A 14,146-nucleotide genomic window follows, 5' to 3' on the forward strand; every position below is an offset into this window, starting at 1 on the left:
AGGTTTACTAAACAAGTGAAATTACAGGGGGTTTACTTACTATGGTAGCCGAAAAGGGAACTCAAACGAAAACACAACAACAAGGGGAACAACATTTTGAATTGTTAAATTCAACACAAATTGTAATTAATGAAGCATTAGAAAAATTGGGTTATCCAAACGAAGTATATGAATTATTGAAAGAACCAATTCGTATGATGACAGTGAAAATTCCAGTTCGTATGGATGACGGGACTGTTAAAATATTTACAGGATATCGTGCACAACATAATGATGCTGTTGGTCCAACGAAAGGTGGAATTCGCTTCCATCCAAACGTAACAGAAAATGAAGTGAAAGCACTTTCTATTTGGATGAGTTTAAAATGTGGTATTGTTGATTTACCATATGGTGGAGGTAAAGGTGGAATCATTTGTGACCCACGTGAGATGTCTTTCCGTGAATTAGAAAGATTAAGCCGCGGTTATGTACGAGCAATTAGCCAAATTGTTGGTCCGACAAAAGATATTCCGGCTCCAGATGTATTTACAAACTCACAAATTATGGCATGGATGATGGATGAGTATAGCCGTATCGATGAATTTAATTCACCAGGATTTATTACAGGTAAACCACTTGTATTAGGTGGATCACACGGACGTGAAACAGCGACTGCAAAAGGTGTAACAATTTGTATTCGTGAAGCTGCGAAAAAACGTGACATTGATATTAAAGGTGCACGCGTTGTTGTTCAAGGATTTGGTAATGCGGGTAGCTTCTTAGCTAAATTTATGCATGATGCAGGCGCGAAAGTAATTGCAATTTCAGATGCTTACGGTGCATTACATGATCCGAATGGATTAGATATTGACTACTTACTAGATCGTCGCGATAGCTTTGGTACTGTAACAAAACTATTTAATAATACAATTTCAAATACAGAACTGTTAGAACTTGATTGCGACATTTTAGTTCCTGCTGCAATTGAGAACCAAATTACAGAAGAAAATGCTGATAAGATTAAAGCGAAAATTGTGGTTGAAGCTGCAAATGGTCCAACTACATTAGAAGCAACAAAAATCTTAACAGATCGTGGTATCTTACTTGTTCCAGACGTATTAGCAAGTGCTGGTGGCGTTACGGTATCTTACTTTGAGTGGGTACAAAATAACCAAGGTTACTACTGGACTGAAGAAGAAGTAGAACAACGTTTAGAAAAAGTAATGGTAAAATCATTCGATTCAATTTATGAAACATCACAAGTTCGTAAAGTGAACATGCGCTTAGCTGCATACATGATTGGTGTTCGTAAAATGGCTGAGGCTAGTCGCTTCAGAGGTTGGGTATAATATATAATGTTTTGAGAAAACGTGATTTCCTTTCGAGGGAATCGCGTTTTTTTGTTGAAGTATTAAATGAGGTGTTGTATATGGGGAATGAAATAATGGAACGAGTAGACCAATTAGAAGAAAAGGTTAAGGTGTTAGAGGGTGAACTTGCAAGAGCTAAGAGAGCCCGAAAAACAAGTGTCGTTCGGGTGTTCGGCGAAGGATTATTATTTTTAATATTTGGTGCAGTTGTAGTTGGACCAATTATCGCGTTTATATTCACAATTATTACTTGGTTTGGTGAAAAATAGAATAAAAAACAAAAAAAGAACGCTTGTTCTGCACGAACAAATGTGCTATACTTTCCTTAGATAAGCAAAACGGAAATGATTTTAAGGAGAGATAAATGATGAAAATGACAGTAGACCAAAGATTTATGATGCCAGCAGATGTTGTAGAACGAGTGGAAGTATTACGAAACAAACAAAGCAAGCGTGGCACATTATTACAATCGGTAAATAAATTTTTCGGTTTAGATACGAAAGAAGATTGTATTTGGTTTTACGGTTTTTACGGAGTGGCTGTAAGTATTGTATTATTTATGGTATTCACATCAAATATTTTCGATGTTCTCTTCGCATAAGAAATATGCCATAAGGACATTGCCACCGAATACATATATAAGGAAGTAAGGTAATTTTTTAGAGCGGGAGTTGGTAGTAATGGCGATGTTCCCTATAGAGCGTAACTATATTGGGTATGGAAATTCACGACCAGGAATTCCTCTTTCAAAAGTAAGATTTATTGTAAGTCATGACACGGGGAACCCTGGTAGCAATGCGATAGGAAATCGGGATTACTTTAATGAAATACAACCGAAAGCTTCAGCGCATACATTTATTGATGATAAAACAATATTAGAAATTGTCCCTATAAATGAAGTTGCGTACCATGTTCGATACAATGTGCCAACGGATAATGAGTTATTCGGTTATGATGCGAATAAGGCTGCAATTGGGGTTGAACTTTGCTATGGTGGCGACGTAAACTTTTGGGAGGCGTATACTCGTTTTACGTGGTATCACGCTTATTTATGTCGAAATTTCGGTTTAAATCCTAAAAAGGCTATTGTGTCACACAAAACGTTGGATCCTACTCGGAAAATCGATCCTGAGAATGTATTAGGGCAACAAGGAATTAAATTTCAGCAGTTTTTAGCAGATGTCTATCGGATGTATGTTTCGTTTAGATGACAAATATATGAAAAATGAATACAATAAAGATAGATGCCTACTGCTGTAAGTAGGTTTTTTCTTGTTTATATAAATAGAGCAGAGGTAGAAGACTAGGAGTGAACTAAGTATGCAAAAAGAAACAGTTACTATTATCGGAGGCGGTCCATGCGGATTAGCAGCGGCGATTTCGTTGCAAAAAGTGGGGTTAAATCCGTTAGTAATCGAAAAAGGAAACATTGTAAATGCAATTTATAATTATCCAACTCATCAAACATTTTTCTCCTCTAGTGAAAAATTAGAAATTGGTGAAGTTGCTTTTATTACAGAAAATCGTAAGCCATTTCGTAATCAGGCGCTTGCGTATTATCGTGAAGTAGTAAAGCGTAAATCTATACGTGTAAATGCATTTGAACGAGTGGAACAAGTTCAAAAAGATGGTGATGTTTTTAAAGTTGAAACGACGAAGCGTGATGGAAATAAAGAAATATATGTTGCGAAATACATTGTTGTCGCAACTGGATATTATGATAATCCGAATTATATGAATGTACCTGGTGAGAAACTTGAGAAAGTAGCTCATTACTTCAAAGAAGGACACCCTTATTTTGATCGAGATGTCGTTGTAATAGGTGGTAAAAATTCAAGTATAGATGCAGCGTTAGAGCTTGTTAAATCGGGTGCACGTGTAACAGTTCTATACCGTGGTGGGGAATACTCGCCAAGTATTAAGCCGTGGATTTTGCCGGAATTTGAGGCGTTAGTACGAAATGGGACAATTCAAATGCATTTCCATGCGCATGTAAAAGAAATTACTGAGCATACGTTGACGTATACAGTAGATGGTGAGGCAAATACAATTCAAAACGATTTTGTATTTGCTATGACGGGTTACCATCCAGACCACAGCTTCTTAACAAAAATGGGAGTTCGGATTGATGAAGAAACAGGGCGCCCGATTTATATAGAGGGTAGTATGGAAACAAACGCTGAAAATATTTTTATTGCAGGTGTAATTGCTGCGGGGAATAACGCAAATGAAATATTTATCGAGAACGGTAGATTCCATGGAGATGCGATTGCGCAAACCATTGCATCAAGAGAAGAATAAAAAGAAGCTGTCGAAATGCAGTGACCCCTGTCAAGTAGACAGTATTTAAAAAGCGCAACTAAGCAACCTGAGTTCTATATTTATATGGACTCAGGTTATTTAATTTCTTTTGAAATCTTTGATGATTATAAAAGTGCATATATTTACGCACGGCAAGTTTGACCTCATTCGCTTTACGGAAGGAGTATAAATGAAAACACTCTGCCTTAAAGTGACTGAAGAAGTTTTCCATACAAGCATTATCCCAACAGTTGCCTCTTCGAGACATACTTGCCTTCATCTGATATTTTTTAAGTAATTGATTATATTGACGAGATGTATACTGGGATCCTTGATCACTATGTAAGAGGATTCCCTTCACATTTCGTTTTTTCTTTGCCTTTTTAAGCGTATCTAACACAAGCTTTAAGTCGTTTCTACGACTGGTTTCATAGGCAACAATTTCATTATTGTATAAATCCTTAATAGCGGATAAGTACAAGCGCTGTCCATTGAAAATCAAATAGGTAATATCGGTTACCCATTTCTCATTCGGTTTTGAAGCCTGAAACTCCCTATTTAGATGGTTCTCTGAAATCACATAAGCTTCTTTTTTTCCGTAATAAGGTCGTTTTTTCCTAATTACGGCTTTGATACCTAGTTCACTCATCAATCTTTGGATGTGCTTATGGTTCAAATGAAGGTTATATGTGGCTTTCAGCCACACTTGTATTCTTCTATATCCATAAATTCCTCTTAATTTTTTATGACACTCCAATATCTTTTTCTTAATTTCGATATCCTCTGATTGTTTTTTAGAAGGCGTCGTATGCCGTTTTAGCCATTTGTAGTATCCACTTCTGGTTACACCAGCAATATCGCATAGAATGGTCACTGTATAACCTGTTTTTGTCATTTCATGGATGACTTCGAATTTTTTTATTTTGGATACGACTTTCATTCCTCCTTTTACATCCCTAAGAGCTTTTTTAACATTTCATTTTCCGCTTCTAATCGTCTGATCTTAGCTTCAGGATCTTCGGGTCTAACCCTTGGTCTACCTAAACCTGGTCCTTTCGCTTTACCGCGTTTTTCTTCTAGTCCTTTGATTCCTTCAGCTTCAAAGTGTTTCACCCAACGACTTACAACCGAGTGATGAATACCTAATTCTTTCGCAATGGTTTTATAGCTCATGCCTTCTTTTAAGTATAAATCTATAGCTTGTTTCTTAAATTCTACATCGTAAGTGACTCTAATTTTTCCCATGAAAAAATCCCCTCCATAGTAAACAGGTTAATGTGCTTTCTTTTTCCTGTCTACTATAAGGGGATCATATCAAAATCTTCGACAGCTTCTTTTTAATCGTGCATAAACATATGTTGGATTGTTTCGTGAGAGTTTGTGTTTTCTAGTGCGACTAGTAATTTAATTCGCGCCTTTTGAGCGTTTAAACCGTAGGTGAAAACAATGCCCATATCTTTTAATTGTTTTCCGCCACCTTCATAAGAGTATACGTCTTGAACGATACCGTTAAAGCAGCGTGAAACTAATACAATTGGAATGCCTTTTTCTATTAATCGCCCTAGACTAGGAAGTGTTCTTGGAGGTAAATTACCTTGTCCAAGTGCTTCAATAACAATTCCGTCTACTGGTAGCGTTTCGATTGCTGATAATAATGTATCATCCATACCTGCGTATGCTTTTAGAACGACAACGTTTTTAGAAATCTGTCGTACTGTGCATGTTTCGTGATGCACTAAAGCATGATGGAAAACAACACCACGTTTTGTTACCATGCCAATTGGTCCGTACTGTGGACTTTGGAATGTCGCGACATTACTTGTGTGCGTTTTTGTTACATTTGTAGCACAATGTATTTCGTCATTTAATACCACTAGAACGCCTTTTTCAGCAGCTTCATTACTACTAGCAACTTTTACAGCTGATAAGAAATTATATAGACCATCAGCACCTAATTCATTACTAGAACGCATTGCCCCTGTCACAACGATTGGGATAGTTGCTTGAACTGTTAAATCAAGAAAATAAGCTGTCTCTTCTAATGTATCGGTACCATGCGTGATGACTACGCCGTGAATATCGTCTTGTTTTACTCTTTCGTCAATGATGACTTGCAATTGTAGCATTTCGCTAGGAGTCATGTGAGGAGATGGAAGATGGAACACATCTTCGACAATTAAATCAACATCGCCTTCTAAATCAGGAATGAATTTTAAAAGAGGATTCTTTTTACCTGGTTGTACGACCCCAGTTTCTTTATCTTCCTCCATTGCAATTGTTCCACCTGTGTGTAAAACTAGGATTCTTTTCAATGCTTATACCCCTTTCAAGTTGAAAAATACATTTAGAACATAACATGTTTTGAGTAAATTCGACAATGAAAATGTATAAAAGTATGCTTAGAAAATGACAATAAAATAAATTACCTTAAGTGTGCTCCGGTAAGTGGTTATTAGGTTAGGTTTTGTTTATGGAAATTTATGAGAGTGGATGTGTAAGTGTAGAGTGGGAAGGAGTGAGTTTTTTGAAAAAAGTGGAGAAAATTATAATTCGTATATTACTGATTCAATTTATTTTTCTTTCTGTCGTCCAACTGCTTTTTATACATAAATCTTCAGTGAAATATTTATCGAAAATTGTTTATTACGAAGGTGTCGTCACGAAAAATAAGGCGGAAATCTTACAGGTGAATAAGTAGTTTTCATTTTCTTCTATGATGGATTATGCTACAATTATTGAGGATTTAATGACGTGAGGCAAATGAGAAGAAGCAGGGGGAAAATACCTGCTTTTCGTTTTGTTTTATAAGTGAAAAATGAGGTGTTACAATGGATAAACGAATTTCGATTGCTATAGATGGTCCAGCGGCTGCTGGGAAAAGTACAGTGGCAAAAGTTGTTGCAAAAAAACTTTCATATGTTTACATTGATACAGGCGCAATGTACCGTACTATTACATATGCAGCCCTTGAACAAAAAGTGGATATTGAAAATGAAGAAAAGTTAATGGAAGTTGTAAAAAATGTAAAAATTGAATTTCAGCAAGGGGAAAATACACAACTTGTATTTTTAAATGGACAAGATGTTTCTGAAGTGATTCGTACGCCAGATGTGACGAATCGTGTATCTATTGTAGCAAAGCATCGTCTTGTTCGTGAAGAAATGGTACGTCGTCAACAAGGATTAGCTAAAAAAGGCGGCGTAGTAATGGATGGCCGTGATATTGGTACACATGTACTACCGGATGCTGAAGTGAAAATCTTTATGCTTGCTTCTGTAGAAGAAAGAGCGGAAAGAAGACATTTAGAAAATATGAATAAAGGTTTCGATTCTAATTTAGAGCAGTTAAGAGAAGAAATTGCTAGGCGTGATAAATTAGATTCAGAACGCGAAGTTTCTCCTTTGAAAAAAGCTGATGATGCATTGGAATTAGATACAACTTCTTTATCAATTGAAGAAGTTGTCCAAAAAATTATGGGTATTGTTTCAGGAGTATTTGCGAAATAAAGAAAGAGGACTATCCTCTTTCTTTTTTTTTTGAATTGTAAAGGATAAGTGAATTATAAGTCTCTTTTCTTGACAAATGGGCTAATTTGTAAGAAGTTAGTTACAGAGGGAAAAAACTGTCAGAATATATTCGCTATTATATTTCAAATCATACTTTCTTCAAGATGATTTTGCTGTATACTATTTATATAGATTTAATATAGTTTCTTGTGAACTGTATTGAAACAGAATATGTGATGATAAATTCTTAAACATGCAAATGAAAACATTTGTTTTCATTTCGTATATACATAAAAATGCTTTGTCAATTCTGTAGGGAGGTATTTCCATGGTAGAGAAAATGAATGAAGAAGTTATGAATTCAAAAGAATTACAAGTTGGTGACGTTGTTACAGGTTCTGTAACGAAAGTTGAAGAGAAACAAGTTCTTGTAAATGTTGGATACAAAACAGATGGCGTAATTCCGATTAGTGAATTAGCTAACGTTCATATTGAAAAAGCAAGCGATGTTGTAGAATTAGATCAAACACTTGAATTGAAAATTATTAAATTAGAAGATGATGATCTTGTTTTATCTAAGAGAGCTGTTGACGCAGAAAAAGCGTGGGTAGAATTACAAGAAAAATTTAATTCTGGTCATGTATTTGATGTTACTGTAAAAGATATCGTGAATGGTGGGTTAGTTGTGGACCTTGGTGTTCGTGGTTTTATCCCAGCTTCACTTGTAGAAGTACATTATGTAGAAGACTTTGCTGACTATAAAGGAAAAACATTAGCGGTGAAAATTGTTGAATTAGACCGTGAAAAAAATCGTGTTATTCTTTCACATAAAGCGGTAGTAGAACTAGAACTAGATTCTAAGAAAAAAGAAGCAATCTCTTCGTTAAAAGAAGGGGATATTGTTGAAGGAACAGTACAACGATTAACGGATTTTGGTGCTTTCGTTAACGTTGGTGGTGTGGACGGTTTAGTTCACATTTCACAAATTTCACACGAACGTGTAGAGCAACCTTCTGAGGTATTAGAGCAAGGTCAAAAGGTAAAGGTAAAAGTGTTATCTGTTGATGCTGATACGCAACGTATTTCTTTATCAATTAAAGCAGCTCAGCCAGGACCTTGGGAAAATGTTGCTGGCGAAATAAAAGCTGGAGATATTCGTGAGGGAGTAGTAAAACGCCTTGTTACATTCGGTGCGTTTGTTGAAATTTTACCTGGTGTTGAAGGGCTTGTACATGTATCTCAAATTGCAAATCGTCACGTGAAAAATCCAAATGAAGTATTGGAAATGGGACAAGAAGTAAAAGTGAAAGTACTTGAAGTCCATGTAGCAGAAAAACGTATTTCTTTAAGCATAAAAGAAACGCTTGAAGAAAATAATGTAACAGAAGATTATAGCCAATATGAGCCAAATGCTGATTCGGCTACTTTCCAGTTAAGTGATATTATTGGTGAACAACTGAAAAAATTAAAGAAATAAAGAGGGGTACAAGTGGTAAGGGCAAAACGTAAATTAGATCATATTGAATATGCTCTTTCTACTGGTCAGTCTCGTACGCATGGCTTTCATGATATTGATTTTGTGCATCAAAGCTTGCCAAATTCAAGTTATGACACTATAACATGTGAAACAAAAATCGGCGAACTTTCACTAAGTTCGCCGATTTTTATCAATGCGATGACTGGTGGTGGAGGAGAGCAAACATTACATATTAATGAGCAATTAGCATATGTAGCGAAACATCATAACCTTGCTATGGCTGTAGGTTCGCAAATGGCAGCTTTAAAAGATGAAAGTGAATCGGCTTCGTATAAAGTTGTTAGGAAAGTAAATCCGAATGGGATTTTTTTCGCAAACTTAGGAAGTGAGGCAACTGTCGAACAGGCAGAGCGTGCCGTTGATATGATTGAAGCGAATGCACTGCAAATTCATTTAAATGTCATACAGGAGTTAACGATGCCAGAAGGAGACCGTGATTTTACTGGTGTACTTCAGCGGATTGAGAAAATAGTTTTAAAAAGTAAAGTACCTGTCATCGTAAAAGAAGTCGGTTTTGGAATGAGTAAGGAAACAGTACAACAGTTAGCGAATATAGGTATAACAGCAATTGATATTGGCGGACAAGGTGGTACGAATTTTGCTGCTGTTGAAAATGAAAGAAGACAGCGAATGCTTTCTTATTTTAATAACTGGGGCATACAAACAGCTACCTCGATTATTGAAGCAACCTCTACAAATAATAACCTCTCTTTTATTGCATCTGGGGGTATACAAACAGCACTTGACGTGGCGAAGGCAATCGCATTAGGGGCGAATACAACTGCGTTTGCTGGATACTTTTTACGTATTTTAATGCAAGATGGTGTTGAGAATTTAGTGGATGAAATTGATCTTTTACATACAGATTTAAAATTTATTATGACAGCTCTTGGCGTGAAGACGATAGAAGAGTTACAATCTGTACCTCTTGTTGTAAAAGGTGAAACGTACCATTGGTTAGCGCAGCGAGGGATTGACACTGTACATTATAGTAGGCGATAAAAAATCAACCATCCGGTTGATTTTTTTGCGTTTTATTTTCGTAAAATGAAGAGGGAGGGCGAGAAGTTATCATTCTATATAATTCTATAAATGGAAAAAAGAGAGAATTTACATTATAATAAAAGTATATATAAATATTTTGTGGAAAAACATGGTAAAAGTAAGAAAGTATTCTTCTCTATATAGCTGGTTAGCGATAAAACAAGATAAGAGATTGCTATTTAAGAGTCAAAAGAAACAAGGGAAAATTTACGATAATTTTGGGGATGAGGATGTTAATAAAAAAGGAGATAATGTATCTTCAAATAGTAAAAATTCAATAGGACGCATTACATATAATAGTGAATATTTTAACATCCATGCACGAAATATAAGAGAAGATACAGCGGTTTCTGGATATAATAAAAAGGTTGAAATTTCATTAACTTCAAATGTAAGAGAAGGAGATTCTAGTTCAACAACAGCGCAATCAGCAATTAAAACGGCGAATATTGCAATCGCAGTCGGGAATAAATTGTATAGGAATCCAACGGTGAATGCAGGAAGTGGAATAGAAGCACTAATTTTGCCAAGGGAATTAGGAGAAGACAAAAATCCATCGGAAGATTCGTATGTAATTTATTATTTTAATATACCAAATGAAGCGAGTTTAAGTAATGCTGAAGTAGTATTACTTTCTGATCAAGGAAATACCATTGTGAGTAGGGAAATTAAAGGAGAAAAAGAAGATATTGTAGGTGCGAAAAAAGAGGTTGAGCGAAAGTTAAATGAGATAGGAGAGATGGATTATGTACGTGTAGAGGTAAAGAGTAAAGATCCTTCTCTACATACGTATTATGTTATTACATATTCTAAAAAACCAACAGGTGTAGTTACGATTGATGCCTCGTTGAGTGATAGGGTTTATAATGCGAAAACAAAAGAATTATATTACGAGTAGAAATAAATAAAATAATTGTGTAAAAAGACGGTTTCGTACAATATCGAAACCGTCTTTTTGTATTGCCTATTTGAGGGCAGCTTGATTGGTGTGGGCTAATAATCCCCCACTGAAGTTTCACTTTATTTAATGCTGATTCTGCTTTCGAGCTTGCTCCGGTGTATCAAGACTTGTTGCACCGGGATATTGAAGTGATTGGTCGCGATCAGATTCAACGCGGCGTGATTCTCTTAGCTTTCGTTCTTGGCGATCTTTACCCATTGTGAGTTACACCTCCTTATTAAAAGTTTTGCTGTTATGAGAAAAACTATGCACAAAGAAAAGGAGGATTAACTTTCATAAAAAGTTCCCATAATGGAAATCATAGGAGGTGAAATGATGGATGGGAGTACTTTTTATTTTGTTGCTTGGATAGGGTGGATTGTCGTGACCTTTTTTATGAAAAAGGAATCTATTCGTTGGAAGATAAGTGCTTGTATATTAATTTTTATTATTTGTTCTCCGTTAAATGTGACGATTGCTTCTTTCACAATATCGGTAAATGCCCTTTTGCTTTGTATTATTTCTTTTGTAGGTATCGCGTTATATTCTATTTGGAAAAAATTATATACCTTACTTTCGGCACTTATTATTGCAATGTTATATACAAGCTTTCATTTGTTAGAAGTATATGATCCAATTTGGATTGTGGTTGATAGGTTGTTGCTGTTAAGTGGTGCACTTGTGTATGCATCGGTTTTATTGCACGGGGATCGCATATTACGATTATGCTCCTTATATATAGGGATGTTACAAGGAGAATTATTGGTGACGCTGATTTTTCGTAAATTACATTTTCCTTATGAATACGGCAGTTTAGCTTTTTTAGATGTTGCTGCTGTTTCCACTTTATTTATGGCGATTTTACTTTGGATTACAAAGGCATCGGTATATATGGAACAATTTAAGAGGAAAACACGTAAAAGAAAGGCGAGGGTAATACATGACTGAATATACACCAGCTATTTTATGTGGCGTAATTGCAGGTACAATAACTAGGTTGTTAATGCTTCGTACCGATACGAGGCAATATCCGACGAGGCTTCACGGGAAAATTATTCATATCGCGATGGGATTAATTGCGGCTGCCTTAGGAGCAATTGCGATTCCGTCTGTTTTGAAAAAAGATTTCTCTGCAATTACATTTCTTACGTTAGCAGCGACGCAATTTCGTGATGTGCGCAATATGGAAAGAAATACGCTTCAACAATTAGATGGATATGAGCTCGTACCACGTGGTAATACATACATTGAAGGAATTGCATTAGTATTTGAAAGTCGTAACTACTTGGCGATGTTAACGTCGTTTGTAACAACGTTTGCGTATATAGGATTCGATTCATGGATTGCCGGGGTAATTACTGGTATAGTAAGTTTTTTCATTGCGAAAAAATTAATGTCAGGTAAAAGACTTCATGACCTTGTAGAAATAGAGCACGTTCCACTTCGTTTTGAAGGAGCGGGACTTTATATTGATAATATTTACATTATGAATATTGGATTGCCAGCAAGGCAAGAAGAAATTATGAAATATGGAATGGGATTTATTTTAAAACCGAAATCGATAGATGCGATGGTTACAATCTCAAACTTAGGACAACGGCAAGCTATTTTACATGATGTTTCGGTTGCTTTAGGAATATATAGAGATTCTGGAACGCCGGCACTTGTACCGTTAGCGAAGCGTGATTTAGAGGATGGGAGAGTTGGGATTTTTGTACTGCCGCAAGATCAAGATGCAGAAAAAGCGATAGGGGTAATCGGAAATGTACCAACATTAGAGAGTGCTGTTCATATGTCATCAGAAGCTCCGAAAGGAAGGGGAGATAAGAGATGATGTTAGAAAGTGTTATTCTCGCAGTCATTACAACAACGCCAGAGAAATTTGCAGGTGGTGCCCCTTTATTTATTTGCGAGTCGACAGAGGAACTGGAATTTGTTGCAAATAATTTAGAGGCTATTTTAGATGGTATTGCACATCGCTTACAAGATAATGTATATATTATTGTGAAACATTAGTAACGTGTGGTATAATGTGAGGTGTTTTGATACGTTGAGAAATATTCTGGAATGCAAATCCCTTCTTGCACAAAGAAGGGTTTTTTACATAATAAACAGAAGCAAGTTGAAAGGATGAAAGTATATGCCGAAACCAGTAATAGCGATAGTAGGCCGCCCGAACGTAGGGAAATCTACTATTTTCAATAGAATTGTTGGAGAAAGAGTTTCAATCGTAGAAGATATACCAGGTATAACGCGAGACCGTATTTATAGTGCGGGAGAATGGTTAAATCATGAGTTTAACATTATTGATACAGGTGGAATTGATATTGGAGACGAGCCGTTCTTGACACAAATTCGTCAACAGGCGGAAGTAGCGATTGATGAAGCAGATGTTATCATTTTTATGACGAATGGTCGCGATGGTGTAACTGCAGCAGATGAAGAAGTTGCTAAAATTTTATACCGTTCTAAAAAACCAATTGTACTTGCGGTAAATAAGGTTGATAATCCAGACATGCGTAGTGATATTTATGATTTTTATGCATTAGGATTTGGCGAGCCATTCCCGATTTCAGGTACACACGGTTTAGGACTTGGTGATTTGTTAGATGAAGCTGCAAATCATTTTCCAAAGATTGAAGAAGAAGCGTATGACGATGAAACAATCCGTTTCTCTTTAATTGGACGTCCAAACGTAGGGAAATCATCACTTGTAAATGCACTTCTTGGTCAAGAACGTGTAATTGTAAGTAATATAGCGGGAACGACACGTGATGCTGTTGATACACCATATAGTAAAGATGATCAAGATTATGTAATCATCGATACAGCTGGTATGCGTAAAAAAGGGAAAGTATACGAAAGTACAGAAAAGTATAGTGTACTTCGTGCACTTAGAGCGATTGAACGTTCTGACGTTGTTTTAGTCGTTTTAGACGGAGAAGAAGGAATTATTGAGCAAGATAAAAAAATCGCTGGATATGCTCATGATTCAGGACGAGCTGTTATTATCGTTGTAAACAAATGGGATGCAGTGAAAAAAGATGAAAAAACAATGAAAGCATTTGAAGAAAACATCCGTGCTCATTTCCAATTTTTAGAGTATGCACCGATTGTATTCTTATCTGCGAAAACGAAAAAGCGTACACAAACGTTATTACCGGTTATCAATGAGGTAAATGAAAGCCATAGCATCCGTGTACAAACGAATGTATTAAATGATGTAATTATGGATGCGGTAGCGATGAATCCAACGCCGACACATAATGGTAGCCGTCTGAAAATCTTCTATGCGACACAAGTTGCGGTAAAACCACCAACATTTGTTATATTTGTAAACGATACAGAATTAATGCACTTTTCATATGAGCGCTTCTTAAAGAACCGTTTACGTGAAGCGTTCGGTTTTGTAGGAACGCCGATTCACATTATCGCTAGAGCAAGAGACTAATGGAGAGGATGTGATTTT

18 protein-coding genes are annotated in these 14,146 nt (G+C 36.1%); 14 read left to right on the top strand and 4 right to left on the bottom strand.

Translation table 11 applies throughout. The features are described from left to right. The first annotated feature begins 41 nt into the window (after window positions 1-41). The 5 genes from gudB to JFT95_RS05725 all read left to right on the top strand — a co-directional run bounded on the left by gudB (window position 42) and on the right by JFT95_RS05725 (window position 3,650). A complete protein-coding gene (gene gudB, locus JFT95_RS05705; RefSeq protein WP_000225168.1) occupies window positions 42-1,328 on the top strand; it encodes an NAD-specific glutamate dehydrogenase in 1,287 nt (428 codons plus the stop codon). 80 nt (window positions 1,329-1,408) lie between these two features. Continuing rightward, window positions 1,409-1,618: a hypothetical protein gene (locus tag JFT95_RS05710; protein ID WP_002126403.1), complete on the top strand. Its 210-nt coding sequence runs from the start codon at window positions 1,409-1,411 to the stop codon at window positions 1,616-1,618. 95 nt (window positions 1,619-1,713) lie between these two features. Next, window positions 1,714-1,950: a DUF3961 domain-containing protein gene (locus JFT95_RS05715; RefSeq protein ID WP_002011789.1), complete on the top strand. Its 237-nt coding sequence runs from the start codon at window positions 1,714-1,716 to the stop codon at window positions 1,948-1,950. Window positions 1,951-2,029: 79 nt separating this feature from the next. Then, on the top strand, window positions 2,030-2,560 hold the full coding sequence (locus JFT95_RS05720; protein ID WP_201051678.1) for a peptidoglycan recognition protein family protein: 531 nt from the start codon (window positions 2,030-2,032) through the stop codon (window positions 2,558-2,560). Between the two features lie 109 nt (window positions 2,561-2,669). Next, on the top strand, window positions 2,670-3,650 hold the full coding sequence (locus JFT95_RS05725; RefSeq protein ID WP_201051679.1) for a YpdA family putative bacillithiol disulfide reductase: 981 nt from the start codon (window positions 2,670-2,672) through the stop codon (window positions 3,648-3,650). Between the two features lie 58 nt (window positions 3,651-3,708). Here JFT95_RS05725 and JFT95_RS05730 read toward each other — a convergent pair whose 3' ends face one another. The 3 genes from JFT95_RS05730 to ansA form a co-directional block, all read right to left on the bottom strand. Further along, the gene (locus tag JFT95_RS05730; protein ID WP_002140633.1) at window positions 3,709-4,590 is read right to left on the bottom strand and encodes an IS3 family transposase; all 882 of its coding nucleotides are present in this window, start codon (window positions 4,588-4,590) and stop codon (window positions 3,709-3,711) included. An 8-nt stretch (window positions 4,591-4,598) separates the two neighbouring features. After that, window positions 4,599-4,895, bottom strand: coding sequence for a transposase (locus JFT95_RS05735; protein WP_002135468.1), 297 nt, complete (start codon window positions 4,893-4,895; stop codon window positions 4,599-4,601). A 92-nt stretch (window positions 4,896-4,987) separates the two neighbouring features. Further along, a complete protein-coding gene (ansA, locus tag JFT95_RS05740; RefSeq protein ID WP_002030754.1) occupies window positions 4,988-5,962 on the bottom strand; it encodes an asparaginase in 975 nt (324 codons plus the stop codon). A 212-nt stretch (window positions 5,963-6,174) separates the two neighbouring features. On the opposite strand from ansA, the gene JFT95_RS05745 reads away from it, so the two are divergent. The 5 genes from JFT95_RS05745 (at window position 6,175) to JFT95_RS05765 (ending at window position 10,635) form a co-directional block, all read left to right on the top strand. After that, window positions 6,175-6,348 (top strand): DUF5359 family protein, encoded by a 174-nt coding sequence (locus JFT95_RS05745; RefSeq protein WP_002135263.1) that lies wholly within the window; start codon window positions 6,175-6,177, stop codon window positions 6,346-6,348. A 130-nt stretch (window positions 6,349-6,478) separates the two neighbouring features. Beyond that, complete coding sequence (gene cmk, locus JFT95_RS05750) at window positions 6,479-7,156, top strand: (d)CMP kinase (RefSeq protein WP_088039054.1); 678 nt, start codon at window positions 6,479-6,481, stop codon at window positions 7,154-7,156. Window positions 7,157-7,484: 328 nt separating this feature from the next. Next, window positions 7,485-8,633, top strand: coding sequence for a 30S ribosomal protein S1 (gene rpsA, locus JFT95_RS05755; protein ID WP_002030757.1), 1,149 nt, complete (start codon window positions 7,485-7,487; stop codon window positions 8,631-8,633). 12 nt (window positions 8,634-8,645) lie between these two features. Further along, entirely contained in the window at window positions 8,646-9,695 is a 1,050-nt protein-coding gene (gene fni, locus JFT95_RS05760; protein ID WP_088039055.1) for a type 2 isopentenyl-diphosphate Delta-isomerase, read from the top strand. A 151-nt stretch (window positions 9,696-9,846) separates the two neighbouring features. Beyond that, on the top strand, window positions 9,847-10,635 hold the full coding sequence (locus JFT95_RS05765) for a hypothetical protein (RefSeq protein ID WP_201051680.1): 789 nt from the start codon (window positions 9,847-9,849) through the stop codon (window positions 10,633-10,635). Window positions 10,636-10,761: 126 nt separating this feature from the next. Here JFT95_RS05765 and JFT95_RS05770 read toward each other — a convergent pair whose 3' ends face one another. Beyond that, on the bottom strand, window positions 10,762-10,896 hold the full coding sequence (locus JFT95_RS05770) for a YpzI family protein (protein WP_000513901.1): 135 nt from the start codon (window positions 10,894-10,896) through the stop codon (window positions 10,762-10,764). 117 nt (window positions 10,897-11,013) lie between these two features. Here JFT95_RS05770 and JFT95_RS05775 point away from each other — a divergent pair, with 117 nt between their 5' ends. The 4 genes from JFT95_RS05775 to der all read left to right on the top strand — a co-directional run bounded on the left by JFT95_RS05775 (window position 11,014) and on the right by der (window position 14,128). Further along, window positions 11,014-11,625, top strand: a complete 612-nt coding sequence (locus JFT95_RS05775) for a YphA family membrane protein (RefSeq protein ID WP_002086626.1) — start codon at window positions 11,014-11,016, stop codon at window positions 11,623-11,625. Beyond that, on the top strand, window positions 11,618-12,511 hold the full coding sequence (locus JFT95_RS05780; protein WP_002086625.1) for a YIEGIA family protein: 894 nt from the start codon (window positions 11,618-11,620) through the stop codon (window positions 12,509-12,511). The genes JFT95_RS05775 and JFT95_RS05780 overlap by 8 nt, the downstream gene beginning before the upstream one ends. Next, complete coding sequence (locus JFT95_RS05785; protein ID WP_002086624.1) at window positions 12,508-12,693, top strand: capping complex subunit for YIEGIA; 186 nt, start codon at window positions 12,508-12,510, stop codon at window positions 12,691-12,693. Before JFT95_RS05780 ends, JFT95_RS05785 begins: the two co-directional genes overlap by 4 nt. Window positions 12,694-12,817: 124 nt before the next feature. After that, the gene (der, locus tag JFT95_RS05790) at window positions 12,818-14,128 is read left to right on the top strand and encodes a ribosome biogenesis GTPase Der (RefSeq protein WP_002011811.1); all 1,311 of its coding nucleotides are present in this window, start codon (window positions 12,818-12,820) and stop codon (window positions 14,126-14,128) included. The last annotated feature ends 18 nt before the right edge of the window (window positions 14,129-14,146 follow it).

The organism is Bacillus sp. TH17 (genome assembly GCF_016651125.1).
Taxonomy (GTDB): Bacteria; Bacillota; Bacilli; order Bacillales; family Bacillaceae_G; genus Bacillus_A; species Bacillus_A mycoides.

Bases quoted from the DNA above. Each gene is read 5' to 3' on its own strand.
- cmk (WP_088039054.1), top strand. From the start codon at position 6,479: ATGGATAAACGAATTTCGATTGCTATAGATGGTCCAGCGGCTGCTGGG.
- JFT95_RS05720 (WP_201051678.1), top strand. From the start codon at position 2,030: ATGGCGATGTTCCCTATAGAGCGTAACTATATTGGGTATGGAAATTCA.
- JFT95_RS05780 (WP_002086625.1), top strand. From the start codon at position 11,618: ATGACTGAATATACACCAGCTATTTTATGTGGCGTAATTGCAGGTACA.
- JFT95_RS05735 (WP_002135468.1), bottom strand. From the start codon at position 4,895: ATGGGAAAAATTAGAGTCACTTACGATGTAGAATTTAAGAAACAAGCT.
- JFT95_RS05765 (WP_201051680.1), top strand. From the start codon at position 9,847: ATGGTAAAAGTAAGAAAGTATTCTTCTCTATATAGCTGGTTAGCGATA.
- JFT95_RS05770 (WP_000513901.1), bottom strand. From the start codon at position 10,896: ATGGGTAAAGATCGCCAAGAACGAAAGCTAAGAGAATCACGCCGCGTT.
- JFT95_RS05715 (WP_002011789.1), top strand. From the start codon at position 1,714: ATGATGAAAATGACAGTAGACCAAAGATTTATGATGCCAGCAGATGTT.
- JFT95_RS05775 (WP_002086626.1), top strand. From the start codon at position 11,014: ATGGATGGGAGTACTTTTTATTTTGTTGCTTGGATAGGGTGGATTGTC.
- JFT95_RS05785 (WP_002086624.1), top strand. From the start codon at position 12,508: ATGATGTTAGAAAGTGTTATTCTCGCAGTCATTACAACAACGCCAGAG.
- JFT95_RS05710 (WP_002126403.1), top strand. From the start codon at position 1,409: ATGGGGAATGAAATAATGGAACGAGTAGACCAATTAGAAGAAAAGGTT.
- JFT95_RS05730 (WP_002140633.1), bottom strand. From the start codon at position 4,590: ATGAAAGTCGTATCCAAAATAAAAAAATTCGAAGTCATCCATGAAATG.
- rpsA (WP_002030757.1), top strand. From the start codon at position 7,485: ATGGTAGAGAAAATGAATGAAGAAGTTATGAATTCAAAAGAATTACAA.
- JFT95_RS05725 (WP_201051679.1), top strand. From the start codon at position 2,670: ATGCAAAAAGAAACAGTTACTATTATCGGAGGCGGTCCATGCGGATTA.
- gudB (WP_000225168.1), top strand. From the start codon at position 42: ATGGTAGCCGAAAAGGGAACTCAAACGAAAACACAACAACAAGGGGAA.
- der (WP_002011811.1), top strand. From the start codon at position 12,818: ATGCCGAAACCAGTAATAGCGATAGTAGGCCGCCCGAACGTAGGGAAA.